We start from the raw sequence: 22,337 nt of genomic DNA, 5'->3' as shown, positions 1-22,337 counted from the left end.
CAATTCATTTTGACAGCAGTCGCATTGCGTCCTCGAGCCCTTTCAAAGTCAAGGGGTACATGCGGTTGCTCATGAGCTGCTGCACGACGCTGATGCTTTGCCGGTACTGCCACACGCCCTGCGGCTCGGGGTTGATCCAGGCGAACTTGGGAAAGGCGTGCGTGAGCCGCTGCAGCCACTCGGCGCCGGGCTCCTCGTTGTTGTATTCCACGCTGCCGCCAGGTTGCAAGATCTCGTAGGGGCTCATGGTCGCGTCGCCGACGAAGATGAGCTTGTAGTCCTTGTTGTACTTGCGGATGATGTCCCAGGTCGGGAACTTCTCCGAGAAGCGGCGCCGGTTGTTCTTCCACATGAAGTCGTACACGCAGTTGTGGAAGTAGTAGAACTCCATGTGCTTGAACTCGGTCTTGGTGGCCGAGAACAGTTCTTCGACGCGCGCGATGTGCTCGTCCATGGTGCCGCCCACGTCCATCAGCAGCAGCACCTTCACGTTGTTGTGGCGCTCGGGCACCATCTTGATGTCCAGCCAGCCGGCGTTCGCAGCGGTGGAGCGGATGGTGCCGTCCAGGTCCAGCTCTTCCTCGTGGCCCTCGCGCGCGAACTTGCGCAGCCGGCGCAGCGCCACCTTGATGTTGCGCGTGCCCAGCTCCTGGCTGTCGTCGTAGTCCTTGTAGGCGCGCTGGTCCCAGACCTTCACCGCGCTCTTGTTGCGCCCCTTTTCCTGGCCGATGCGGATGCCCTGCGGGTTGAAGCCGTTGGCGCCGAAGGGCGAGGTGCCGCCGGTGCCGATCCACTTGCTGCCGCCTTCGTGGCGTTCTTTCTGCTCCTCGAAGCGCTTTTTCAGCGTTTCCATCAGCTCGTCCCAGCCCATCTTCTCGATCTTGGCCTTCTCTTCGGGGGAGAGTTCAAGTTCCAGGTTCTTGCGCAGCCACTCCAGCGGAATGTCCTTGGTGAAGTCGGCCACCATCTCCACACCCTTGAAATAGGCGGCGAAGGCACGGTCGAACTTGTCGTAGTGCTTCTCGTCCTTCACCAGCGATGTGCGGCTCAGGTAATAGAAGTCGTCGATCGCATAGCCGCCATCCTCGCTGGCCGGGCCCACCACGCCCTGCTTGATGGCGTCCAGCAGCATCAGGTATTCCTTGACCGACACCGGCAGCTTGGCCGAACGCAAGGTGTAGAAGAAGTCGATCAGCATGGTGGCGTCCTCGGTTCAGGCGCGGGGCTTCTTGAGCTGCCAGCGCAGGTGGGCCTTCACGGTGGGCCATTCGCTCTGGATGATGCTGAACACGACGGTGTCGCGCAGCGTGCCGTTCGGCATGATCTGGTGGTTGCGCAGCACGCCGTCCTGCTTAGCGCCCAGCCGGGCGATGGCGGCGCGGCTGTCGAAGTTGAACCAGTGGGTGCGGAACTCCACCGCGATGCAGTTGAGCTTCTCGAACGCATGCTCGAGCAGCACCAGCTTGCACTCGGTGTTCAGCGCCGTGCGCTGCATGCTCTGGCTGTACCAGGTGTGGCCGATCTCCAGGCGCCGGTTCTTCTCGTCCACGTTGAAAAAGCGCGTGGAGCCGACGACCTTGCCGTCTTCCTGGCGGCGCACGGTGAACGGCAGTGCGCCGTGCTCGTCGCGCATCCTGAGGGCGGACTCCACGTAGTCGGTGATGCCGGCCCCGCCGCCGACGCTCGTGTACCAGAGCTCCCAGAGCTCACCGTCGCGCGCGGCCTCCAGCAGTTCGTCCGCGTGTTCGAGCCGCATGGGCTCCAGCAGCGCGATCTTGCGGCCGGCCAGGGTCACGGAGTCGATGAAGCGGGCCACGGCAACTCTCCTGCTGGTAATGATGGTGCAATGGGCGTGAAGACCTTCAGCGGTTGTGGCGCTGCATGAACACCAGCTTCTCGAACAGCGTCACGTCCTGCTCGTTCTTGAGCAAGGCGCCAACGAGCGGTGGCACGGCGACCTTGTCGTCCTTGCTCTGCAGGGCTTCGGCCGAGATGTCCTCGGCCACCAGCAGCTTGAGCCAGTCCAGCAGCTCGGAAGTCGAGGGCTTCTTCTTCAGGCCGGGCAGGTTGCGCACATCGTAGAACGTCTTCATGGCCGCCGTCAGGAGCTCCTTCTTGAGGCCGGGGAAGTGCACGTCCACGATCAGCTGCATCGTCGCCGCGTCGGGGAACTTGATGTAGTGGAAGAAGCAGCGGCGCAGAAAGGCGTCGGGCAGTTCCTTCTCGTTGTTGGACGTGATGAACACCAGCGGCCGGTGCTTGGCGCGGATCAGTTCGCGCGTCTCGTAGCAGTAGAACTCCATGCGGTCGAGTTCGCGCAGCAGGTCGTTCGGGAACTCGATGTCGGCCTTGTCGATCTCGTCGATCAACAGCGCCACGGGTGCGTCGGCCGTGAAGGCCTGCCACAGCACCCCTTTGACGATGTAGTTATGGATGTCCTTGACCTTCTCGTCGCCCAGTTGCGAATCGCGCAGCCGGCTCACGGCGTCATATTCATACAGGCCCTGCTGCGCCTTGGTCGTGGACTTGATGTGCCACTGCAGCAGTGGCAGTTCCAGGGCGGCTGCAACCTCTTCGGCCAGCATCGTCTTGCCGGTGCCGGGCTCGCCCTTGACCAGCAGCGGACGCTTCAACGTCGCGGCCGCGTTCACCGCGAGCATCAGGTCCTGTGTGGCAACGTAGTTGTTGGAGCCTTGGAATTTCATGGAGTGTGCTGGAAGGGGGGTTTTGAGCATGCGCCGGATATACTCGAAGGCTGGTTCCGGCCTGATTTCCTTGAGATTGTGCGCGCAAAATGAATAACTTAATGACCACGGTGTTTGCGTTTGCTGTCGCGTCGGTGACGGCCTTTTCCACTGGTGCGATGGCCCAGGAGGTCAAGGGCAATGCCAAGGCAGGACACGCCAAGGTCGACATGTGCATCGGCTGCCACGGCATCGCCGGCTACCAGACCGCGTTCCCCGAAGTGCACAAGGTGCCGAAGATCTCGGGCCAGGGCGCGGCCTACATCAGCTCCGCGCTCAACGCGTACAAGACCGGCGCACGCAAGCACCCTTCCATGCGCGGCATTGCCGAGTCGCTGACCGATCAGGACATCGCCGATGTCGCGGCCTACTACGCGGCAGACGGCGCGGTGCAGGGCGCCACGGTGCCCGAGCAGCCGTCCAAGCAGCCCAACGAAATGGTGGCCGCGCTCCTGCAAAAGGGCGCCTGCGTGTCATGCCACGGCGTCAACTTCGCCAAGCCCATCGACCCAAGCTACCCCAAGATCGCCGGCCAGCATGCGGACTACCTGTTCGTCGCGCTCAAGTCGTACAAGGTCGAGGGCACGACAGGCCTGGTCGGCCGCGCCAACGGCGTGATGGGCCCGATCGCCAAGCAGTTCTCGAATGCGGAATTGAAGGCGATCGCCAGCTACCTGCAAAGCCTGGACGGCGATTTGAAGACCGTGCCGGAGAGCCGCTTCCGTTGAGCGTGATCCGCTCCCGACCAAGCCCGCCGCGTGCGGGCTTTGTTATGTCCGGTCCTGCGTGGCGCGCCGCTGCACGCAATCGATGTAGGCCTGCCCGTCCGGCGGCCGCCCGGCGCGCTGGGCCTCCCACATCATCTTGCCCAGGCACTCCATCACCTCGTGGTGCGCGTCGTGCAGGGACTGGCGCCGGCGCTCCAGCAATTCAACGGCCTGGCGGATCCCGCGCGGCTGGTCGATCGAGCATTGCTCGCTGATCGACAAGTGCATGGACAGGTGCAGGAACGGGTTCTGCGTGCCGTCCTGGCCGTCGTAGACGCGCACCAGCGCTGCCTCGACATCGGCCAGGTCGGCGTGGTACTCGGGGTGCTCGGCGATCCACTGGCTGGCCAGTGTCTCGATGGCCTCCATGGGCTGGCCGGCGAGGGCTTTGGCATGTGCGCCGCAGAAGAATCGGCGCACGTCGGCTTGCGACGGATTGAACATCGTGCAAGCCTAGCACGGCCCCTCGCGCCGCTGTAACGGCCCGCTGCGCCGGGGGCATTTCCTAGAGGGGATTGCCGCGTTCCGTGGTACCAACGGGGTCCACCTCCAACCAAAGAACCATGATCGACAAAATCTCTGCGTCGATTGCCGACGCCCTGGCCGACGTGCGCGACGGCGCCACCGTGCTGATCGGCGGCTTCGGCACGGCCGGCATTCCGGGCGAGCTCATCGACGGCCTGATCGCGCAGGGCGCGCGCGACCTCACCATCGTCAACAACAACGCCGGCAACGGCGAAGCCGGCCTGGCCGCGCTGCTGAAGGCCGGCCGCGTGCGCAAGGTGATCTGCAGCTTTCCGCGCCAGGCCGACAGCCAGGTGTTCGACGGCCTGTACCGCAGCGGCCAGGTCGAGCTGGAACTGGTGCCCCAGGGCAACCTGGCCGAGCGCATCCGCGCGGCCGGCGCCGGCATCGGCGCCTTCTTCTCACCCACGGGCTATGGCACCGAGCTGGCCGAGGGCAAGGAGACGCGTGTGATCAACGGCAAGCCCTATGTGCTGGAGATGCCGATCCATGGCGATGTGGCGCTGATCCGCGCGGAGCGCGGCGACCGCTGGGGCAATCTCACCTATCGCAAGGCCGCACGCAATTTCGGCCCCGTGATGGCCATGGCCGCGACGACCACCGTGGCCACGGTGCACGAGATCGTCGAACTCGGCGCGCTGGACCCGGAGACCGTGGTCACGCCCGGCATCTTCGTGCAGCACATCGTCAAAATCCCGCGCGTGGCCACGCAGGCCGGAGGTGCACGATGAACTACCAGCGACGCAGCAAGAACGAATTGGCCGCGCGTGTGGCGCAGGACATCTTCGACGGCGCCATCGTGAACCTGGGCATCGGCCAGCCGACCGCCGTGGCCAACCACCTGCCCGCCGGGCGCGAGGTGATCCTGCACAGCGAGAACGGCATCCTGGGCATGGGCCCGGCGCCGGCCGAGGGCGAGGAAGACTACGACCTCATCAACGCCGGCAAGCAGCCCGTCACGCTGCTGCCCGGCGGCGCCTACTTCCACCATGCCGACAGCTTCGCCATGATGCGCGGCGGCCACCTGGACATCTGCGTGCTGGGCGCGTTCCAGGTCAGCGCCACGGGCGACCTGGCGAACTGGAGCACGGGCGAACCCGGCGCGATTCCGGCCGTGGGCGGCGCCATGGACCTGGCCATCGGCGCGCGGCAGACCTGGGTCATGATGGACCTGCTGACCAAGCAGGGCGCGAGCAAGATCGTGGAGCGCTGCAGCTACCCGCTGACCGGCATCGCCTGCGTCAAGCGCATCTACACCGACCTGGCCACCTTCGCCTGCACGCCGCAGGGCCTGGAACTCGTCGACGCGGTCGAGGGCCTGGCCCATGAAGAACTCGAACGCCTGGTGGGCCTGCCCATCCGGCGCCTGTCTGCCTGAACCCCTGCAAGGAGACCCCGTGAGCACCCAAGCCTTCATCTGCGACGCCATCCGCACGCCCTTCGGCCGCTACGGCGGCGCGCTCGCCAGCGTGCGCACCGACGACCTGGGCGCGATCCCCATCAAGGCGCTGATGGCGCGCAACCCCAAGGTGGACTGGCAGGCCGTGACCGATGTGCTGTACGGCTGCGCCAACCAGGCCGGCGAGGACAACCGCAACGTGGCGCGCATGGCCGCGCTGCTGGCCGGGCTGCCGATCGAGGTACCGGGCGGCACGCTGAACCGGCTGTGCGGCTCGGGCCTGGATGCGGTGGGCAGCGCGGCGCGCGCGATCAAGGCCGGCGAGGCCACGCTGATGATCGCGGGCGGTGTGGAGAGCATGAGCCGCGCGCCCTTCGTGATGCCGAAGGCCGAGAGCGCCTACAGCCGCGCCAACGCGGTCTACGACACCACCATCGGCTGGCGCTTCATCAACAAGCGCATGAAAGAGCTGTACGGCGTGGACTCCATGCCCGAGACGGCCGAGAACGTGGCCGTGGAGCACAAGATCGAGCGCGCCGCGCAGGACCGCATGGCGCTGGCCAGCCAGCTGAAAGCCGTGGCCGCGCAGAAGTCCGGCTTCTTCGACGCCGAGCTCACGCCCGTGATGATTCCGCAGAAGAAAGGCGATGCCGTCGTGGTGAACAAGGACGAGCACCCGCGCGAGACCAGCCTGGAGACGCTTTCCAAGCTCAAGGGCGTGGTGCGGCCGGACGGCAGCGTGACGGCCGGCAACGCCAGCGGCGTGAACGACGGCGCCTGCGCGCTGCTGCTGGCCGACGAGAAAACCGCCGCCGCCCACGGGCTCACGCCCAAGGCGCGCGTGGTCGGCATGGCGACGGCCGGCGTGGCGCCGCGCGTGATGGGCATCGGCCCGGCGCCGGCCACGCAGAAGGTGCTGGCGCTGACCGGCCTCACGCTGGACCAGCTCGACGTGATCGAACTCAACGAAGCCTTCGCCGCGCAAGGCCTCGCGGTGCTGCGCGCGCTGGGCCTTGCGGACGACGACCCGCGCGTGAACCCCAACGGCGGCGCCATCGCGCTGGGCCATCCGCTGGGCGCCAGCGGCGCGCGGCTGGCCACCACGGCCGTGAACCAGCTGCACAATGGCGGTGGCCGCTACGCGCTGTGCACCATGTGCATCGGCGTGGGGCAGGGCATCGCCGTGGTGCTCGAACGCGTCTGAGGACCTCACCATGACACACACATCCATCCGCCTTCTCGTGGCGGCCGCACTGCTGGCCATCGCCGCCAGCGCCTCGGCCCAGGCGCCCGCGCTGCACGCCCAGGTGCCGCCGCTCGTCAATGGCATGTATGCGTCGCTGGACGCCTTGTACAAGGATCTGCACGCCAACCCGGAGATGGCCTACCAGGAAGTGCGCACGGCCGCCAGGCTGGCCGAGGAGATGCGCAAGCTGGGCTTCGAGGTGACCGAGAAGATCGGCAAGACCGGCATCGTGGCGATCTACAAGAACGGCGCCGGCCCCACCGTGATGGTGCGCACCGAGCTCGACGCGCTGCCCATGGAAGAGAAGACCGGCCTACCCTATGCAAGCAAGGCCAAGACCCAGTACGCGGGCCGCGAGACCTTCGTCGCGCACAGCTGCGGGCATGACATCCACATGGCCAGCTGGGTCGGCACGGCGCGCACGCTGCTGGCGCTGAAGGACCAGTGGAAGGGCACGCTGATGTTCGTCGCCCAGCCGGCCGAGGAGACCGTGACCGGTGCCAAGTCCATGCTGGACGACGGCCTGTTCAAGCGGTTCGGCAAGCCCGACCAGGCCTTCGCGCTGCACACTTCTCCTTCGCCCTATGGCTTCGTCGGCGTGCGCGCCGGGCCGACGAGTTCGAACTCGGACGGGCTGGAGATCACCTTCAAGGGCCGCGGCGGCCACGGCTCGGCGCCCGACAAGACCATCGACCCCATCACGATCGCCGCGCGCTTCATCACCGACGTGCAGACCGTGGTCAGCCGCGAGAAGGACCCGGCCGAGTTCGGCGTGGTGACGGTCGGCGCGATCCAGGGCGGCACGGTGGGCAACATCATTCCGGACCAGGTGGTGCTGCGCGGCACTATCCGCTCCTACAAGCCCGAGGTGCGCGAGAAGCTGCTGGCCGGCATCCGCCGCACGGCGCAGGCCGCGGCCATGATGGGCGGCGCGCCGGAGCCCGATGTGGCGCTGGTGCCGGGCGGCGCAGCCATCGTCAACGACGCTGCGGTGGTGAACCGCACCACGGCCGCCATCCAGGCCGTGATGGGCGGTGCGCAGGTGGTGCAGGTCCCGCCGATCACGGCCAGCGAGGACTTCTCTGAGTTCCTGAACGCGGGCGTGCCCGGCATGATGTTCTTCGTCGGCGTGTCCGCGCCCGAGGACGTGGCGGCTGCGATGAAGCCGGGCGGCAAGCCGTTGGCCTTCAACCATTCGCCGTTCTTCGCGCCTGCGCCCGAGCCCTCCATCAAGACCGGCGTGCAGGCCATGAGCGTGGCGGTGCTGACCGCGCTGGCGCTGAAGTAGCGCTCAGGGCTGTGCGGGGGCGGCGGCCGGCATCTCGACCGGCTGCACGACCACACCCTGCGCCGCCGGCACATCCAGCGGGGCCATCACGGGCGCCTGCGCAACCGGCGTGGCGGCGGGCGGCGGGGCGGTCGGCGGATGGTGCAGCGCCTGCATGCGCGCGCAGGCCGACTGGAACATCGTCTCCTCCGGGTCGCCCGGCACCACGCGTGTGAAGCCCGTGGCTTCGGGCTCGCTGGCGACGATGCGGCCCTGCGCCATCGGGCTGTCGTAATAGCGCCGCACCAGCATGCGCACGCTGCCGCGCTTGCAGTCGAACTCCAGCAGCTCCTTGCTCGACAGCACCTGGAAGATCGTCCAGCGGTGCGGCGTGGCGTAGTCCGTCACAAACCAGGCCTGCATGGCATTGCCCAACACATAGCCCACGTACTTGTTGTGCCTGGGCTGGCCGGCTGCCGGGTCGGTGTAGAGCGTGTAGCCGCTGGAGGCGGGGTGGGGCAGCAGGGTCCATTCGGCCGCGGCGGCGCCTTGGCAGGCGGCAGCCAGCGAGAGGCCGGCCAGGCAAGGGATCAACAGGGTGCGCATCGTCTTCGGGTTATCGGCGCCTGCGGCGCCAGCTTGAGCGCGCTGCCATCGCCACAGTCGCGCCAAGGTGCGACGGGCCGTGGCCTACACTGCCGCGCCTTCGACAGCAGGCCTGCGCGATGCGACGTCCTGAGCGCCTGCCTGCAACCTCTCCACGCAGCTATCCGCCAGAACTTGCCCATGGACTGGAACCTCATCACCGGCTGGCCCTTCTACGCCACGGCCATTCCCGCCGTGCTGCTGATGGGTCTGTCCAAGAGCGGCTTCGGCGCCGGCCTGGGCGCGCTGGCCGTGCCGCTCATGGCGCTGGTCACGCCGGTGCCGCAGTCCGCCGCGCTGCTGATGCCGGCCATGCTGCTGATCGACATCGTGAGCGTGGCAGCCTACCGGCGCGAGGTGGACAAGCCGCTGCTCAAGCTGCTGATCCCGTTCGGCCTGCTGGGCACGCTGGTCGGCACGCTGCTGTTCCGCGTGCTGGACACCCGCACGGTGGCCACGCTGGTGGGCGTGTTCACACTGGCTTTTCTCGCGCAGCGCTGGTTGCTTGCGCCGCGTGCCGACAGCCCGCCGCCACCGCGCTGGGCCGGCGGCGTGCTGGCCACGCTGTCGGGCTTCACGAGCTTCGTCTCGCACACGGGCGGGCCGCCGCTCAATGCCTATGTGATTCCGCTCAAGCTGCCACCGATACAGTTCGCTGCCACGCTGGCGGTGTTCTTCTTCTGCATCAACCTGGCCAAGTGGGTGCCTTAGGCCTGGCTGGGGCTGTTCGATGCGCGCAACCTGGCCACCTCGATGCTGCTGCTGCCGTTCGCGCCGCTGGGCGTGTGGGCCGGCGTGCGGATTGCACGGCGCATCTCGCCGGTGCTGTTCTACCGCCTCATCAACATCGGCATGCTGCTGACAGGCTGCAAGCTGCTGTGGGACGGGCTGCGCTGAGGCTCAATCGCCCCAGCGCGAGCGTTGATCGTTGCGTTCCTCGCGCTCGCGTGCCAGTTGTTGCTCCAGCTCTTGCCGGCCCTGGCGCGCCAGCGCCAGGGCGGTCGCCCGGTCCTTGAAGTGCGGGTGCATGCGCTCGAACAGCGCGAGGTTGTGGCGCCGAAAGCGCATGAGCTCATGACGCGCCTCGTGCGGCGGCAGGCCCAGCACCTCCAGCACGCTGCGCGCACTGCGCAGGCTGGACTCGAACAGCTCGCGCTCCACGCGATGCACGCCGCGTTCGCGCAGGGCGTTCCAGTGCGGCACGTCGCGCGCGCGGGCCACGATCTGCAGGTGCGGGAAATGCTCGCGCGCCAGGTCGACCACCCGCAGGTTCTGCTCCTTGTCGTCCACCGCCACCACCAGCACGCGCGCGTGCGCGGCGCCGGCCACGCGCAGCACATCCAGCCGCGTGGCGTCGCCGTAGAACACGCGAAAGCCCAGCGGGCGGATGGCCTCGATCAGGTCGGCGTCATGCTCCAGCACCGTGCACTGCAGGCCCTGGGCGAACAGCGCGCGGCCCACGATCTGCCCGTAGCGGCCAAAGCCCGCGATGATGACCGGCGCCTCCTGCGGCTCGGAGATGGTGGCCGGTTGGGCGGCCGTGCCGCGGTTGAAGCGCGGCAGCAGGTAGCGGTCCACCAACACCAGCAGCAGCGGGCTCAGCAGCATCGACAAGGCCACGGCGCCCGTCAGCAGCGAGGCCATGTCGGCCGGCAGCACGCGCGCGCTGGTGCCAGCCTGGAACACCACGAATGCGAACTCGCCGCCCTGCGCCAGCAGCAGCGTGAACACCGGCCGCTCCTGGATCGGCATGCGCATGGCGGTCGCCAGCGCGTAGATCACGACCAGCTTGAGCGTGAGGAAGCCCAGGACGATCAGCGCCATGGTGCCGGGGGACTTGATCAGCACGCCGAAGTCGATGCTCATGCCGACCGCGATGAAGAACAGGCCCAGCAGCAGGCCCTTGAAGGGCTCGATGTCGGTCTCCAGCTCGCGGCGGTATTCGCTCTCGGCCAGCAGCACGCCGGCCAGGAAGGCGCCCAGCGCCATCGACAGGCCGACCTGGTGCATGAGGAACGCGATGCCCACCACCAGCAGCAGGGCGGTGGCGGTGAAGATCTCGGGCGTGCGGCTGCGCGCGATCCAGCGCAGCAGCGGGCGCACCAGCAGCCGGCCGCCCAGCACGATGCCGGCGATCACGGCCACGGTCTTGGCCGCCTCCAGCGCCGGGTGGGTGCTGTCGACATCGGCCGTGGCCACGCCCAACACGGGCAGCAGCGCCAGGATGGGGATGGCGGCCACGTCCTGGAACAGCAGGATGGAAAAGCCGGCCTGGCCGCTGCGTGTGCCCATGAGGTTGCGCTCGGCCAGCACCTGCAGCGCGATCGCCGTGGACGACAGCGACAGGCCCAGCGCCGCCACCAGCGCGATGCGCCAGCCCACGCCGCAGGCCAGCGCCACGCCGAAGATGGCCAGCGCGCAGGCCAGCACCTGGGCCGAACCGCCGCCGAAAATGGGCCGGCGCAGGCTCCACAGCCGCTTGGGCTCCAGCTCCAGGCCGACCAGGAACAGCATCAGCACCACGCCGAATTCGGCAAAGTGCAGCACGTCCTGCACGTTGGGCACCAAGGCAAGACCCCAGGGGCCGATGGCCATGCCGGCCACCAGGTAGCCGATGATGGCGCCCAGGCCGAGCGCGCGCGACAGCGGCACCACGACGACGGCGGCCGACAGATAGATGAAGCTGTTGACCAGCCAGGTGGGTGCGTGGTCCATGGGTCAGGCCGCTCCGGTCCACTCGGGGTAGCGCTGCAGCAGGTCACAGAAGCGCTGCACATGGGCGTCCACCTCCTTCACGCCGGCGCTGTGTGCGCCGTGCAGCACCAGCGGCGGCAAGAAGTCCATGCCGCACAGCGCGGCGGTCTGCCGGTAGGGCGGCAGGAAGGCTTCGAAGGGGTGGCGGTTGTAGCTGCCGGTGCTGTAGGAGTCTTCCGCCCCACCCGTGGTGGCCACCAGCCACAGCGCCTTGCCGCGCAGCGCGGTGCCTGGCGTGCCGGCCGGCGCCTGTTCGCGCGAGCCGGCTTCGGCCGATGCCGCGCCGTAGGCCCAGCCGTAGGTCAGCACCTCGTCCAGCCAAAGCTTCTGCAGCGCGGGCATGGAATACCACTGGATCGGGTGCATCAGCACGATGAGGCGGGCCGCCTCGGCGCGGGCCTGCTCGGCCTGCACGTCGATGCTGTAGTCGGGATAGCTGGCGTACAGGTCCTGGATGTCCAGCCCCGGCCGCGCCAGGGCGCGCGCGCCGGCCAGCAGGCGCTGGTTCACACGCGACTGCCGCCATGCGGGGTGGGCTGCGATCAGGTAGATGCCGGGCCTGTTGTCGAAATTCTGAGCTGCGGGCATCTCGCTAACATAGCGCAAAGCCAGCGCCAGTGGCGAGAGGAGCATGCATGCCGGTCGTGGTCGTTGCCAATCCCAAGGGCGGTGTCGGAAAGTCGACGCTGGCCACCAACATCGCGGGTTACTTCGCATCGCAAGGCCATGCCGTGATGCTGGGCGATGCAGACCGCCAGCAGTCCTCGGCGCTGTGGCTGGGCCTGCGGCCCGCCGCGGCGCGGCCTATCCGCACCTGGGAGATCGGCACCGACCAGATCGCACGGCCGCCCAGGGGCACGACGCATGTGGTGATCGACACGCCGGGCGGCCTGCATGGCAAGCGGTTCAACGAGCTCATGAAGCTGGCCGACCAGGTGGTCGTGCCGCTGCAGCCCAGCGTGTTCGACATCTTCGCCACGCGCGATTTCCTGGACAAGCTGGCCGAGCGCCGCCATGCCGACAAGCTCCGCATCGGCCTGGTCGGCATGCGCGTGGATGCGCGCACGCTGGCTGCCGACAAGCTGCGCGACTACATCTCCAGCCTGAGCTTGCCGGTGCTGGGCGAGCTGCGCAACACGCAGAACTACGTGCACCTGGCCGCACGCGGGCTGACGCTGTTCGACGTGGCGCCTGCACGCGTCGAGAAAGATCTGGAGCAATGGCGCGCCCTGTGCCATTGGCTGGACAACCCCTGAAACCGAAGAAAGAGACGAGACACATGAGGACTTTCCAGACCCTGGGCGAGTTGACGGCCCTGGTGGGCCAGGACATCGCGGTCAGCGAGTGGACCACCATCACGCAGCAGCAGGTGAACCTGTTCGCCGAGGCCACGGGCGACCACCAGTGGATCCATGTCGACCCAGAGCGCGCCAAGGCCGGGCCCTTCGGAGCGCCGATCGCGCACGGCTACCTCACGCTGTCGCTGCTCCCGCTGTTCTTCGCCAGCGCGGTGAAGGTGGAGCAGACGCGCATGGGTGTGAACTACGGGCTGAACAAGGTGCGTTTCATCAACCCGGTGCCGGTGGGCAGCCGGCTGCGCGGGCATTTGAAACTGCTGTCCAGCGAGCCCGTGGCGGGCGACGGTGTGCAGCAGACCTGGGAAGTGACGGTGGAGATCGAAGGCCAGGCCAAGCCGGCCTGCGTAGCCGAGTCGCTGGTGCGGCGCTTTTAGCCGGCGCCGGCGAAGCCGCACTGGCGCCAGGCTTCGAAGACCGTCACGGCCACGGCGTTCGACAGATTCAGGCTGCGCTGGCCGGCGCGCATGGGCAGCCGCAGGCGCTGCTCGAGCGGGAAGCCGTCGCGCAATGCGGGCGGCAGTCCGCTGGTTTCCGAGCCGAACACCAGCCAGTCGCCAGGTGCAAAGGCCACCTCATGCGCAGGGCGCGAGCCGCGTGTGGTCATGGCGAACATGCGCTGCGGGCTGGGCTGCTCGGTGGCGACGAGGCTGGCCCAATCGGCATGGCGGCGCAATTCGGCGTACTCGTGGTAGTCCAGCCCGGCGCGGCGCATGTGCTTGTCGTCCATCGAAAAACCCAGTGGCTCGACCAGGTGCAGCGTGCAGCCGGTGTTGGCGGCCAGGCGGATGACATTGCCCGTGTTGGGCGGGATTTCGGGCGCGACGAGGACGATGTGGAACATCGCGCGATTGTCGGCTCAGGTTTTGGCCGTGCGGGCCAGCACCACCGCCGTCACGCGTGCGGCCCCGCCCTCGCGCAGGGTTCGCGCGGCCGCGAACAACGAGGCTCCGCTGGTCATCACGTCGTCGACCAGCACGACATCGAGACCGCGCAGCCGGTGCGCCCGCAGCGGCTCGAGTGCGAACGCCCCTCGCACGTTGCGCGCCCGTTCGGCGGCACTGAGCGACAGCTGCGGTGTTGTGTCGCGGATGCGCAGCAGCAGCCGCGCATCGGTTTTTGCAGGTGCGAGCCGGCGCGCGATCTCCAGGGCCTGGTTGAAGCCGCGCTCACGCAGGCGCTGCGGCGACAGCGGCATCGGCAGCACGAGATCGGCGCATTCCAGCGCGGGCTCGACCCAGGGCGCGTGGCGCAGCAGCTCGGCCAATGCCGCGGCCCAGCCCGGCTGTTGCCGGAATTTGTAGCGCGCGATGCAGTCGGACCACGGGTAGGCATACGCCACGGCGCAGATGCAGGCGTCCAGGGGCGGCGGGTGGCGCAGGCATTCGCCGCATTGCGCGGCGCCGCCCGTGATGGGTAGCGCGCAGGTGTTGCAGCGTGGTTCCGGTTGCGCGAAGCGCTGGACGCAGCCCTCGCACAGCGGCTGGCCCTGCCAGCGGCGGCAGACCGCGCACTGGCTGGGCAGGGCTGCAAGCAGGCGCGCGAGCATCGGGTCAATATACTCGCCAGCGCCCCATGAGCAGCCAGCGCCCCCCCACCATCGACCCCGTTGCCGCCGCCCGCTGGGCGCAGCAGGCCACGCAGACTGCGCCCTGGCTGCACGAGGAGGTGGCGCGCCGCATGATGGAGCGGCTGCAGTGGATCACGCGCCAGCCCACGTCCTGGGCCGACTGGTCGCCACTGCGTGGTGGCATGCAGGCGCATGCCGCGCTGCGCAAGCGCTACCCGCAGGCCGCCTGCTACATCGTCGAGTCGTCGCCAGCCCTGGCCGAACAGGCCATCGCGGCGCAGACCGACGCCTGGTGGAACCCCAAGCGCTGGAGTGCCGCGCTCCAGCATGCCGGCCCGCCGCCGGCCGGCGGCATCGACATGGCCTGGTCCAACATGCTGCTGCACCAGATGGCCGACCCGCAGGCGCTGATCGGCGACTGGAGCCGTTCTCTCGCTGTGGACGGCTTTTTGATGTTCTCGTGCCTGGGGCCGGACACTCTGCAGGAGCTGCGCCGTGTCTACGCCGCGATGGGCTGGCCACCGCCGGGCCACGCCTTCACCGACATGCACGATTGGGGCGACATGCTGGTGCACGCCGGCTTCGCCGAACCCATCATGGACATGGAGCGCATCCGCCTGACCTATGCGTCGCCCGACCGGCTGCTGCAGGACCTGCGCGAGCTGGGCCGCAACCTGCATCCGCAGCGCTTCGCCGGATTGCGCGGCCGGCACTGGCGCCAGCGGCTGGAAGCCGAGCTGGCGCGCGAACTGGCCGACGCGGACGAGCAGGGGCGGCTCACCCTGACTTTCGAGATCGTGTACGGACATGCCTTCAAGCCCGCGCCGCGCCCGCGCATGGCGGCCGAATCCGCGGTCTCGCTGCAGGACATGCGCAGCATGCTGCAGCAGGGCGGGACACCCGGCGGATGAGGGCGCGCGCAGCCCTTTTCGCCCCGGCTTTGCTGGGCAAATCGCACGGAATCCCGGGCTACAATGAAGGGTTTCTGAAACACCCGGGTCTTCCCCCATGCATTGATCAGGTGGTTTCGCGGGCCTCGGCCCGTCGAAGCTTGCCGCTTTTCTTGAGCCGTTGTCCGTGACGAATCTGGTTTATCGCTTCGCCACTGTGTCAGGCCAGAACATCCACTGGTTCCTGAAGCGCAACTGTTCCGTCACGCCGGCCCAACTGGGCTGGTTGTACGCGTCGATCTGCGTGGTGTCTCTGGGCATCGGGACGTTTTTCTGGTTGCAGGGTGCCAAGTTGATCCTGCCGTTCGCGTGGTTGGAAGTGCTGGTCGTCGGAATTGCCTTCCTGGTGTATTCCCGCCACGCGACCGATGGCGAGCGCATCTCGTTGCAGGACGGTCGTCTGGTCGTCGAGCTCGAGAACGCGGGCCGTCTGGAGCGGGCCGAGTTCCGCAGGGAGTGGGTCCGCATCGAGCCCAAGACCAGCGATCATTCGCTGATCGAGGTTTCGGGCCAGGGCCGCAGCGTCGAGGTGGGCCGCTATGTGCGGCCCGATCTGCGGCCGGCGCTGGCGCGCGAGATCAGGATGGCGCTGCGTGGGGCCTGAGCAGGGTGGTTCATTGAGGTTGAAGAAGTAAAGACGATGAAAATGATCTGGAACAAGCTGACTTCCCTGCTGTCCCGCGCAGTTGTCGCAACCGGTGCGTGGGCTGCCACGGCCGCCCATGCGGTCAACGATCTGCCGGGTGGCCCGGCCGTGCGCCAGCTCAACCTCGGCCCCGCTGTCACCAAGATCGCCGAAGAGCAGCAGTGGCTGCACTGGTTTATGCTGATCGTCTGCACCGTGATCTTCGTGGCGGTGTTCGGCGTGATGTTCTATTCCATCTGGAAGCACCGCAAGTCGCAGGGCTACAAGGCGGCGAACTTCCATGAGTCGGTCACGGTGGAAATCATCTGGACCATCGTTCCCTTCGTCATCGTGATCCTGATGGCCCTGCCAGCCACCAAGGTGGTCGTCGCGATGAAGGACACCAGCAACGCCGACCTGACCATCAAGGCCACGGGCATGCAGTGGAAGTGGGGCTACGACTACATCAAGGGCGAAGGCGAGGGCATCGGCTTCGTGTCCACGCTGGACAGTTCGCACCGCGCCATGTCCAACGCCGGTGGCCCCGCCAAGGACCAGGCCGTCGATGACTACTTGCTCAAGGTCGACAATGCGCTGGTCGTGCCCGTCAACAAGAAGGTCCGCATCATCACGACGGCCAACGACGTGATTCATGCCTTCATGGTGCCGGCGTTCGGCATCAAGCAGGACGCGATCCCCGGCTTCGTGCGCGACACCTGGTTCCGCGCCGAGAAGATCGGCAGCTACTACGGCCAGTGCGCCGAGCTGTGCGGCAAGGAACACGCCTACATGCCCATCCACGTGAAGGTCGTTTCCGCCGAGGACTACACGGCCTGGGTCGATGCGGAGCGCAAGAAGATGGCCGCCAAGCTCGACGACCCGACCAAGGTCTGGACGCTGGAGGACATCACCAAGCGCGGCGAGCGCGTCTATGCCGCCAACTGCGCCGCCTGCCACCAGGCCAACGGCAAGGGTGCCGGCCCGATCAAGCCGCTGGACGGCTCTGCCATCGTGCTCGACACCGACCACACCAAGCAGATCGCCATCCTGTTGAATGGTGCCAACAACGGCGCGATGCCGTCCTGGAAGCAACTCAGTGACACCGACCTGGCTGCGGTCGCCAGCTATACCAAGAACAACTGGTCCAACAAGACCGGGCAACTCGTGCAACCGGCCGAAGTGCTGGCCCAGCGCGGCAAGTAAGCGGCGGCCCAACGTCATCACAAGGCAAGCAAGATGAGTGCAGTTCTCCACCCCCACGACGACCACGCCCACGACGATCACCATGACCACCACGCCCCCACGGGCTGGCGGCGGTGGGTGTATGCCACCAACCACAAGGACATCGGCACGCTGTACCTGCTGTTCTCGTTCACCATGCTGATGGTGGGCGGCGTGCTGGCCCTGTTGATCCGCGCCGAGCTGTTCCAGCCCGGCCTGCAGCTGGTCAACCCCGAGCTGTTCAACTCGCTGACCACCATGCACGGGCTGATCATGGTGTTCGGCGCCATCATGCCGGGCTTCGTGGGCTTCGCGAACTGGATGATCCCGCTGCAGATCGGCGCCTCCGACATGGCGTTCGCGCGCATGAACAACTTCAGCTTCTGGCTGATGATCCCGGCCGCGCTGATGCTGGTCGGCTCGTTCTTCATGCCTGGCGGCGCACCGGCGGCCGGTTGGACGCTCTATGCCCCGCTCACGCTGCAGATGGGCCCTTCGATGGACGCCGGCATCTTCGCCATGCACATCCTGGGCGCCTCGTCCATCATGGGCTCGATCAACATCATCGTCACCATCCTCAACATGCGCGCGCCTGGCATGACGCTGATGAAGATGCCGATGTTCTGCTGGACCTGGCTCATCACGGCCTACCTGCTGATCGCCGTGATGCCCGTGCTGGCCGGCGCCATCACCATGACGCTGACGGATCGCCACTTCGGCACCAGCTTCTTCAACCCCGCCGGCGGCGGCGACCCGGTGATGTACCAGCACATCTTCTGGTTCTTCGGACACCCCGAGGTCTACATCATGATCTTGCCGGCCTTCGGCATCGTGAGCCAGATCGTGCCGGCCTTCGCGCGCAAGAAGCTGTTCGGCTACGCCTCCATGGTGTATGCCACCTCGTCGATCGCGATCCTGTCGTTCATCGTCTGGGCGCACCACATGTTCACGACCGGCATGCCCGTCACCGGCCAGCTGTTCTTCATGTACGCCACCATGCTGATTGCCGTGCCCACGGCCGTGAAGATCTTCAACTGGATCGCAACGATGTGGCAGGGCTCGATGACCTTCGAGACGCCCATGCTGTTCGCGGTCGGCTTCATCTTCGTGTTCACCATGGGTGGCTTCACCGGCCTGATCCTGGCCATGGCGCCGATCGACATCCAGCTGCAGGACACCTACTACGTGGTGGCCCACTTCCACTACGTGCTGGTGGCCGGCTCGCTGTACGCCATGTTTGCCGGCGTCTACTACTGGCTGCCCAAGTGGACGGGCGTCATGTACAACGAAACGCGCGGCAAGGTGCACTTCTGGTGGTCGCTGATCGCGTTCAACGTGACCTTCTTCCCGATGCACTTCCTGGGCCTGGCCGGCATGCCGCGCCGCTATGCCGACTACCCGATGCAGTTCGCGGACTTCAACGCGGTGGCCACCGTGGGCGCGTTCTTCTTCGGCATCGCCCAGGTCTACTTCTTCCTGTTCATCGTGCTGCCCTGCATGCTGGGCAAGGGCGAGAAGGCGCCGCAAAAGCCCTGGGAAGCGGCCGAGGGCCTGGAATGGGAAGTGCCGTCGCCGGCGCCCTTCCACACCTTCGAGAACCCGCCCAAGCTGGACGCCACCGCCACGCGCGTGGTGGGCTGATCGACATGGCCATGACGCCCGAGAAGAAGAAGCAGAACCTGCGCATGGGCCTGATCCTGCTGTCGGTGGCACTGGCCTTTTTCGTCGGCTTCATGGTCAAGATGACGCTGCTGGCCAGCCACTAGGCCCGGCAACTGCATGAGCATCCAGCGCGCGAACATCCGGATGGTGGGCAAGCTGGCCGTGGTGACGGCCGGCATGTTCGCGTTCGGCTACGCACTGGTGCCGATCTACAACGCCATCTGCGAGATGACGGGCATCAACATCCTGTCGCTGAGCGAGCGTCAGGTGCCGGGCTTGTCGTCCAATGCGACGCCCGCCAACACGCAGGTGGACCGAAGCCGCACGATCACGGTCGAGTTCGACGCGAATTCGCGCGGTCCCTGGGAGTTCAAGCCGGCCATGCGATCGATGCAGGTGCATCCTGGCGAGATGGCGACGGTCATGTATGAGTTCCAGAACGTGCAGAACCGGCGCATGGCAGCACAGGCCATCCCGAGCTATGCGCCGCGCCAGGCCGCCGCGCATTTCAACAAGCTCGAATGCTTCTGTTTCACGCAGTACACGCTGGACGCGGGCGAGAAGAAGGAATGGCCGGTGGCCTTCATCATCGACCCCAAGCTGTCCAAGGATGTGACGACGATCACCTTGTCGTACACCTTCTTCGAAGTCGGCGGCAAAACGCCGCCAGCGCCGCAGGCGCCGAGCGCCGGTGCCAGCGTGCAGGAGCACCGCTCGTGATGGCCGCGCCGCAGCCTTCGTTCTGGCGCACCCTGGTGGCGGTCGCCTGGTCGTTCTTCGGCGTGCGCAAGCGCAGCGGCTGGGATGAGGACATGGCACGCATCACGCCCATGCACCTGGTGGTGGCGGGCCTGCTCGCCGTTGTGGTGCTGGTATTGGCGCTGATCGCATTGGTCAACTGGGTGGTGGCGTAACGCCCGGACAAAAAGAGTGAAAGAAAGCAGGAGCTGAAATGAGTTCAACGACCCACGGAACCACGCCGTACTACTTCGTCCCCGGGCCCTCGCGCCATCCGGTCATGGCTGCGATCGGCCTGTTCTTCGTGATCCTGGGCGCCGGCCAGTGGATCAACGGCCACGACTGGGGCAAATGGTCGCTGGCCTTCGGCATGCTGTTCTGGTGGGTCGTGCTGTACCAGTGGTTCCGCGACGCCGTGGCCGAAAGCGAGGGCGGCATGTACAGCCGCAAGATCGACCTGTCCTACCGCTGGAGCATGAGCTGGTTCATCTTCTCGGAGGTGATGTTCTTCGGCGCGTTCTTCACGGCCCTGTGGTGGATGCGCGCGCATTCGGTGCCCACGCTGGGCAGCCTGGACAACGCACTGCTGTGGCCTGATTTCAAGGCGGTCTGGCCGAGCATGGCTGCGGGCGTGACGGGCTCGCCGGCCAACATCGTCGAGCCCTTCCAGGCCATGACGCCGTTCTGGCTGCCGACCATCAACACCGCGCTGCTGCTGACCTCCGGCGTTACGCTCACGATCGCCCACCACGCGCTGCAGCATGGCAACCGTGCCAAGACCATCACCTGGATGTGGGCCACCGTGGTCCTGGGCATCGTCTTCCTGTTCGTGCAGGGCTATGAATACGTGCATGCCTACCGCGACCTGAACCTGAAGATGAGCTCGGGCCCCTACGGCTCCACCTTCTTCATGCTGACCGGCTTCCACGGCTTCCACGTGTTCGTCGGCATGCTGATGCTGCTGTTCATCACGCTGCGGCTCATGAAGGGCCACTTCACGAAGGAGCGCCACTTCGGCTTCGAGGGCGCGGCCTGGTACTGGCACTTCGTGGACGTGGTCTGGCTGGGCCTTTACGTGCTGGTGTACTGGCTTTGAGTCTCCCGCGCTCCCGCTCCACAAAGGCCGCGCAGCGGCCTTTTTACTTTCCGGCCGGAATGCCGGTGGGGTGCAGGTATCCCAGCTTCCAGCCGATCAGGATGCACACGAACAGCAGGATGGACAGCGCGACGCGCAGCGCCAGCGCGCGCACCATGTGGTTGGGCCTGGGCTTGCCGTCCGCGTCGGTCGTGCTGCCGCCGCGCAACATGAAATACAGGGCAGCGCCCAGGCTGCCGATGATGGCCACGAAGGCGAGCGGTGCGAAGTAGTTCATCGTCGAATTATCCTGCGCGCACCTTCGGCGTGCGCTTCTGGCTGGTGACCGTGGCCGCCCTGCTGGGCATTGCACTGACGGTGTCGCTGGGCCGCTGGCAGCTGTCGCGCGCGGCGGAAAAGGAAGCCCTGCAGGCGGCCATCGATGCGCAGGGCCGGCTGCCCGCGCTGGGTGCGCGCGACCTGCTCACGGCCACGGACACTGCGGCGCTGCTGCACCGCACCGTGCGCCTGCGCGGCCTGTGGATCAACGAACGTACGGTGTACCTGGACAACCGTCAGATGCGAGGCCAGCCCGGCTTTTTCGTCGTGACGCCGCTGGCGCTGGAACACAGCGCCGCGGTCGTGCTCGTGCAGCGCGGCTGGATCCAGCGCAACTTCGTCGAACGCAATGCACTGCAGCCCGTGGCCACGCCGCCGGGCATCGTCGAGATCGAGGGCCGGGTCGTCCCACCGCCTTCAAGGCTTTACGAGTTCGCAGGCGAGGACAAGGGCCTGATCCGGCAAAATCTGGAACTCCGCGCATTTGCCGACGAGACGGGCCTGCCGCTGCAGCCGCTGTCGGTCCAGCAGACGGGCGACGATGCCGCCGGCCTGCTGCGCGACTGGCCGGCCCCGAACACCGGGGTCGACAAGCACTACGGCTATGCGTTTCAGTGGTTCGGGCTCGCTGCCCTGCTCACGGGTCTTTATGTCTGGTTCCAATTTGTCCGACGCCCATCCGCTGCGCGGCGCGCCCTCCGTGGCCAGTAGCGACCAGCCGCTGGGCCTGACCGTGCACTCGCTGCCCACCCCGGCCGAGGCCGTGGACGCGTCCACGCGCCGCACCCGCTCCGGCCGCTTCAAGATGCTGCTCGTGGTGCTGGTCTGCGCCGCGCCGGTGGTGGCGTCCTACTTCACCTACTACGTGGTCCGGCCCGAGGGGCGCCGCGTGTTTGGCGAGCTGGTCCAGCCGCAACGGCCCTTGCCGGACCTGGCCGCCGTCGACCTGCAGGGCAAGCCGGCCAACTTGCGCACGCTCAAGGGCCAGTGGCTGCTGGTCAGCGTGGGCGACGCCACGTGCAACGCTGCATGCGAGCGCAACCTGTACCTGCAGCGCCAGCTGCGCGAGACCCTGGGCAAGGAGAAGGACCGCGTGGACTGGGTCTGGCTGGTCACCGGCCAGGCACCGGTGGCCGCGGCATTGCGCCCGGCCCTCAAGGATGCGACCGTGCTGCGCGTGGACGAGGCGCAACTGGCGCAGTGGCTGGCCCCGGCAGCAGGTCAGGCGTTGCCCGACCATTTGTATGTCGTCGATCCCATGGGCAACTGGATGATGCGTCTGCCTGCGCACCTGGATGCTGCCGGTGCGGCCAAGGCCAAGCGCGACATCGACCGCCTGCTGCGCGCTTCGGCCTCGTGGGACAACGCAGGGCGTTGACATGAAGCCCTCACGCTCATCGCTTCGCGTATCGCTGCGCCCCGAGGGGGCGCGCCAATGCCTTCGGGTGGCCGGGC

27 protein-coding genes and 1 pseudogene are annotated in these 22,337 nt (G+C 67.1%); 18 read left to right on the top strand and 10 right to left on the bottom strand.

Features of this window, described 5'->3' with window-relative positions:
• Positions 1-4: 4 nt before the first annotated feature.
• From ASF43_RS10120 to ASF43_RS10110, 3 genes are read right to left on the bottom strand one after another with little or no spacing between them, the layout of a single operon-like run.
• A complete protein-coding gene (locus tag ASF43_RS10120; protein ID WP_056179907.1) occupies positions 5-1,198 on the bottom strand; it encodes a VWA domain-containing protein in 1,194 nt (397 codons plus the stop codon).
• A gap of 15 nt (positions 1,199-1,213) precedes the next feature.
• Positions 1,214-1,816: a GNAT family N-acetyltransferase gene (locus ASF43_RS10115; protein ID WP_056179904.1), complete on the bottom strand. Its 603-nt coding sequence runs from the start codon at positions 1,814-1,816 to the stop codon at positions 1,214-1,216.
• 46 nt (positions 1,817-1,862) lie between these two features.
• Positions 1,863-2,705: a MoxR family ATPase gene (locus tag ASF43_RS10110; protein WP_056179900.1), complete on the bottom strand. Its 843-nt coding sequence runs from the start codon at positions 2,703-2,705 to the stop codon at positions 1,863-1,865.
• An 89-nt stretch (positions 2,706-2,794) separates the two neighbouring features.
• On the opposite strand from ASF43_RS10110, the gene ASF43_RS10105 reads away from it, so the two are divergent.
• Positions 2,795-3,472, top strand: coding sequence for a c-type cytochrome (locus ASF43_RS10105; protein ID WP_056179897.1), 678 nt, complete (start codon positions 2,795-2,797; stop codon positions 3,470-3,472).
• 42 nt (positions 3,473-3,514) lie between these two features.
• Here the strand turns inward: ASF43_RS10105 and ASF43_RS10100 are convergent, their stop codons facing one another.
• Positions 3,515-3,955, bottom strand: coding sequence for a DUF1841 family protein (locus ASF43_RS10100; RefSeq protein WP_056179894.1), 441 nt, complete (start codon positions 3,953-3,955; stop codon positions 3,515-3,517).
• 119 nt (positions 3,956-4,074) lie between these two features.
• Between ASF43_RS10100 and ASF43_RS10095 the strand changes: the two genes are divergently transcribed.
• The 4 genes from ASF43_RS10095 to ASF43_RS10080 are packed head-to-tail and all read left to right on the top strand — an operon-like array spanning position 4,075 to position 7,969.
• Positions 4,075-4,767, top strand: coding sequence for a 3-oxoacid CoA-transferase subunit A (locus ASF43_RS10095; protein WP_056179891.1), 693 nt, complete (start codon positions 4,075-4,077; stop codon positions 4,765-4,767).
• A complete protein-coding gene (locus ASF43_RS10090; RefSeq protein WP_056179888.1) occupies positions 4,764-5,414 on the top strand; it encodes a 3-oxoacid CoA-transferase subunit B in 651 nt (216 codons plus the stop codon). Before ASF43_RS10095 ends, ASF43_RS10090 begins: the two co-directional genes overlap by 4 nt.
• 19 nt (positions 5,415-5,433) lie before the next feature.
• Complete coding sequence (gene pcaF, locus ASF43_RS10085) at positions 5,434-6,639, top strand: 3-oxoadipyl-CoA thiolase (RefSeq protein ID WP_056179885.1); 1,206 nt, start codon at positions 5,434-5,436, stop codon at positions 6,637-6,639.
• Positions 6,640-6,649: 10 nt separating this feature from the next.
• Positions 6,650-7,969 carry an amidohydrolase gene (locus tag ASF43_RS10080; protein WP_056179882.1) on the top strand — a complete coding sequence of 440 codons (1,320 nt, stop codon included), beginning with the start codon at positions 6,650-6,652 and terminating at the stop codon, positions 7,967-7,969.
• Between the two features lie 3 nt (positions 7,970-7,972).
• On the opposite strand, the gene ASF43_RS10075 is transcribed toward ASF43_RS10080, so the two are convergent.
• Positions 7,973-8,554 carry a surface-adhesin E family protein gene (locus ASF43_RS10075; protein WP_056179879.1) on the bottom strand — a complete coding sequence of 194 codons (582 nt, stop codon included), beginning with the start codon at positions 8,552-8,554 and terminating at the stop codon, positions 7,973-7,975.
• A 180-nt stretch (positions 8,555-8,734) separates the two neighbouring features.
• Here ASF43_RS10075 and ASF43_RS10070 point away from each other — a divergent pair.
• Positions 8,735-9,490: pseudogene (locus ASF43_RS10070) on the top strand (sulfite exporter TauE/SafE family protein).
• A gap of 3 nt (positions 9,491-9,493) precedes the next feature.
• Here ASF43_RS10070 and kefC read toward each other — a convergent pair.
• Positions 9,494-11,308 carry a glutathione-regulated potassium-efflux system protein KefC gene (gene kefC / locus ASF43_RS10065; protein WP_056179875.1) on the bottom strand — a complete coding sequence of 605 codons (1,815 nt, stop codon included), beginning with the start codon at positions 11,306-11,308 and terminating at the stop codon, positions 9,494-9,496.
• A 3-nt stretch (positions 11,309-11,311) separates the two neighbouring features.
• Positions 11,312-11,935, bottom strand: coding sequence for an NAD(P)H-dependent oxidoreductase (locus tag ASF43_RS10060; RefSeq protein WP_082497773.1), 624 nt, complete (start codon positions 11,933-11,935; stop codon positions 11,312-11,314).
• Positions 11,936-11,982: 47 nt separating this feature from the next.
• On the opposite strand from ASF43_RS10060, the gene ASF43_RS10055 reads away from it, so the two are divergent.
• Together ASF43_RS10055 and ASF43_RS10050 are read left to right on the top strand one after the other, a co-directional pair.
• Positions 11,983-12,603 (top strand): ParA family protein, encoded by a 621-nt coding sequence (locus ASF43_RS10055; protein WP_056179869.1) that lies wholly within the window; start codon positions 11,983-11,985, stop codon positions 12,601-12,603.
• 23 nt (positions 12,604-12,626) lie between these two features.
• Positions 12,627-13,079, top strand: a complete 453-nt coding sequence (locus ASF43_RS10050) for a MaoC family dehydratase (RefSeq protein ID WP_056179866.1) — start codon at positions 12,627-12,629, stop codon at positions 13,077-13,079.
• On the opposite strand, the gene ASF43_RS10045 is transcribed toward ASF43_RS10050, so the two are convergent.
• Both ASF43_RS10045 and ASF43_RS10040 read right to left on the bottom strand, forming a co-directional pair.
• Positions 13,076-13,546: a tRNA (cytidine(34)-2'-O)-methyltransferase gene (locus tag ASF43_RS10045; protein ID WP_056179864.1), complete on the bottom strand. Its 471-nt coding sequence runs from the start codon at positions 13,544-13,546 to the stop codon at positions 13,076-13,078. The two genes, ASF43_RS10050 and ASF43_RS10045, sit on opposite strands and share 4 nt — an antisense overlap.
• A 15-nt stretch (positions 13,547-13,561) precedes the next feature.
• Complete coding sequence (locus ASF43_RS10040; protein WP_056179862.1) at positions 13,562-14,251, bottom strand: ComF family protein; 690 nt, start codon at positions 14,249-14,251, stop codon at positions 13,562-13,564.
• A gap of 26 nt (positions 14,252-14,277) precedes the next feature.
• On the opposite strand from ASF43_RS10040, the gene ASF43_RS10035 reads away from it, so the two are divergent.
• From ASF43_RS10035 to ASF43_RS10005, 8 genes are all read left to right on the top strand, one after another.
• Positions 14,278-15,183, top strand: coding sequence for a trans-aconitate 2-methyltransferase (locus ASF43_RS10035; protein ID WP_056179859.1), 906 nt, complete (start codon positions 14,278-14,280; stop codon positions 15,181-15,183).
• A 166-nt stretch (positions 15,184-15,349) separates the two neighbouring features.
• Positions 15,350-15,826, top strand: coding sequence for a DUF2244 domain-containing protein (locus tag ASF43_RS10030; protein WP_056180159.1), 477 nt, complete (start codon positions 15,350-15,352; stop codon positions 15,824-15,826).
• Between the two features lie 36 nt (positions 15,827-15,862).
• Positions 15,863-17,050, top strand: a complete 1,188-nt coding sequence (gene coxB, locus ASF43_RS10025) for a cytochrome c oxidase subunit II (protein ID WP_056179857.1) — start codon at positions 15,863-15,865, stop codon at positions 17,048-17,050.
• 33 nt (positions 17,051-17,083) lie between these two features.
• Positions 17,084-18,709: a cytochrome c oxidase subunit I gene (gene ctaD, locus ASF43_RS10020; protein ID WP_056179854.1), complete on the top strand. Its 1,626-nt coding sequence runs from the start codon at positions 17,084-17,086 to the stop codon at positions 18,707-18,709.
• A gap of 5 nt (positions 18,710-18,714) precedes the next feature.
• Positions 18,715-18,834 carry a cytochrome oxidase small assembly protein gene (locus ASF43_RS31665; protein WP_369803253.1) on the top strand — a complete coding sequence of 40 codons (120 nt, stop codon included), beginning with the start codon at positions 18,715-18,717 and terminating at the stop codon, positions 18,832-18,834.
• Between the two features lie 13 nt (positions 18,835-18,847).
• Positions 18,848-19,450: a cytochrome c oxidase assembly protein gene (locus ASF43_RS10015; protein WP_056179851.1), complete on the top strand. Its 603-nt coding sequence runs from the start codon at positions 18,848-18,850 to the stop codon at positions 19,448-19,450.
• Entirely contained in the window at positions 19,450-19,644 is a 195-nt protein-coding gene (locus ASF43_RS10010) for a DUF2970 domain-containing protein (RefSeq protein WP_056179848.1), read from the top strand. Before ASF43_RS10015 ends, ASF43_RS10010 begins: the two co-directional genes overlap by 1 nt.
• 38 nt (positions 19,645-19,682) lie before the next feature.
• Positions 19,683-20,564, top strand: a complete 882-nt coding sequence (locus tag ASF43_RS10005) for a cytochrome c oxidase subunit 3 (RefSeq protein ID WP_056179845.1) — start codon at positions 19,683-19,685, stop codon at positions 20,562-20,564.
• Between the two features lie 43 nt (positions 20,565-20,607).
• Here ASF43_RS10005 and ASF43_RS10000 read toward each other — a convergent pair whose 3' ends face one another.
• Entirely contained in the window at positions 20,608-20,841 is a 234-nt protein-coding gene (locus ASF43_RS10000; protein WP_056179844.1) for a twin transmembrane helix small protein, read from the bottom strand.
• 29 nt (positions 20,842-20,870) lie between these two features.
• Between ASF43_RS10000 and ASF43_RS09995 the strand changes: the two genes are divergently transcribed.
• The gene (locus ASF43_RS09995; protein ID WP_082497762.1) at positions 20,871-21,593 is read left to right on the top strand and encodes an SURF1 family protein; all 723 of its coding nucleotides are present in this window, start codon (positions 20,871-20,873) and stop codon (positions 21,591-21,593) included.
• Positions 21,532-22,260, top strand: a complete 729-nt coding sequence (locus tag ASF43_RS09990) for a hypothetical protein (protein WP_082497761.1) — start codon at positions 21,532-21,534, stop codon at positions 22,258-22,260. Before ASF43_RS09995 ends, ASF43_RS09990 begins: the two co-directional genes overlap by 62 nt.
• The last annotated feature ends 77 nt before the right edge of the window (positions 22,261-22,337 follow it).

Origin of the sequence: Pseudorhodoferax sp. Leaf267 (assembly GCF_001422405.1) — a bacterium.
In the GTDB taxonomy this organism is placed as follows: Bacteria; Pseudomonadota; Gammaproteobacteria; order Burkholderiales; family Burkholderiaceae_C; genus Pseudorhodoferax.
The sequence above is the reverse complement of the archived record's forward strand: the minus strand, read 5'-3'. Positions and strand labels throughout refer to the sequence as shown.

Bases quoted from the DNA above. Each gene is read 5' to 3' on its own strand.
- ASF43_RS10090 (WP_056179888.1), top strand. From the start codon at position 4,764: ATGAACTACCAGCGACGCAGCAAGAACGAATTGGCCGCGCGTGTGGCG.
- ASF43_RS10000 (WP_056179844.1), bottom strand. From the start codon at position 20,841: ATGAACTACTTCGCACCGCTCGCCTTCGTGGCCATCATCGGCAGCCTG.
- ASF43_RS10060 (WP_082497773.1), bottom strand. From the start codon at position 11,935: ATGCCCGCAGCTCAGAATTTCGACAACAGGCCCGGCATCTACCTGATC.
- ctaD (WP_056179854.1), top strand. From the start codon at position 17,084: ATGAGTGCAGTTCTCCACCCCCACGACGACCACGCCCACGACGATCAC.
- ASF43_RS10005 (WP_056179845.1), top strand. From the start codon at position 19,683: ATGAGTTCAACGACCCACGGAACCACGCCGTACTACTTCGTCCCCGGG.
- ASF43_RS10110 (WP_056179900.1), bottom strand. From the start codon at position 2,705: ATGAAATTCCAAGGCTCCAACAACTACGTTGCCACACAGGACCTGATG.
- ASF43_RS10075 (WP_056179879.1), bottom strand. From the start codon at position 8,554: ATGCGCACCCTGTTGATCCCTTGCCTGGCCGGCCTCTCGCTGGCTGCC.
- kefC (WP_056179875.1), bottom strand. From the start codon at position 11,308: ATGGACCACGCACCCACCTGGCTGGTCAACAGCTTCATCTATCTGTCG.
- ASF43_RS10100 (WP_056179894.1), bottom strand. From the start codon at position 3,955: ATGTTCAATCCGTCGCAAGCCGACGTGCGCCGATTCTTCTGCGGCGCA.
- ASF43_RS10120 (WP_056179907.1), bottom strand. From the start codon at position 1,198: ATGCTGATCGACTTCTTCTACACCTTGCGTTCGGCCAAGCTGCCGGTG.
- ASF43_RS10045 (WP_056179864.1), bottom strand. From the start codon at position 13,546: ATGTTCCACATCGTCCTCGTCGCGCCCGAAATCCCGCCCAACACGGGC.
- ASF43_RS31665 (WP_369803253.1), top strand. From the start codon at position 18,715: ATGGCCATGACGCCCGAGAAGAAGAAGCAGAACCTGCGCATGGGCCTG.
- ASF43_RS10010 (WP_056179848.1), top strand. From the start codon at position 19,450: ATGGCCGCGCCGCAGCCTTCGTTCTGGCGCACCCTGGTGGCGGTCGCC.
- ASF43_RS09990 (WP_082497761.1), top strand. From the start codon at position 21,532: ATGTCTGGTTCCAATTTGTCCGACGCCCATCCGCTGCGCGGCGCGCCC.
- coxB (WP_056179857.1), top strand. From the start codon at position 15,863: ATGAAAATGATCTGGAACAAGCTGACTTCCCTGCTGTCCCGCGCAGTT.
- ASF43_RS10095 (WP_056179891.1), top strand. From the start codon at position 4,075: ATGATCGACAAAATCTCTGCGTCGATTGCCGACGCCCTGGCCGACGTG.
- ASF43_RS10035 (WP_056179859.1), top strand. From the start codon at position 14,278: ATGAGCAGCCAGCGCCCCCCCACCATCGACCCCGTTGCCGCCGCCCGC.
- ASF43_RS10015 (WP_056179851.1), top strand. From the start codon at position 18,848: ATGAGCATCCAGCGCGCGAACATCCGGATGGTGGGCAAGCTGGCCGTG.
- ASF43_RS10050 (WP_056179866.1), top strand. From the start codon at position 12,627: ATGAGGACTTTCCAGACCCTGGGCGAGTTGACGGCCCTGGTGGGCCAG.
- ASF43_RS10040 (WP_056179862.1), bottom strand. From the start codon at position 14,251: ATGCTCGCGCGCCTGCTTGCAGCCCTGCCCAGCCAGTGCGCGGTCTGC.
- ASF43_RS10105 (WP_056179897.1), top strand. From the start codon at position 2,795: ATGAATAACTTAATGACCACGGTGTTTGCGTTTGCTGTCGCGTCGGTG.
- ASF43_RS10080 (WP_056179882.1), top strand. From the start codon at position 6,650: ATGACACACACATCCATCCGCCTTCTCGTGGCGGCCGCACTGCTGGCC.
- ASF43_RS10055 (WP_056179869.1), top strand. From the start codon at position 11,983: ATGCCGGTCGTGGTCGTTGCCAATCCCAAGGGCGGTGTCGGAAAGTCG.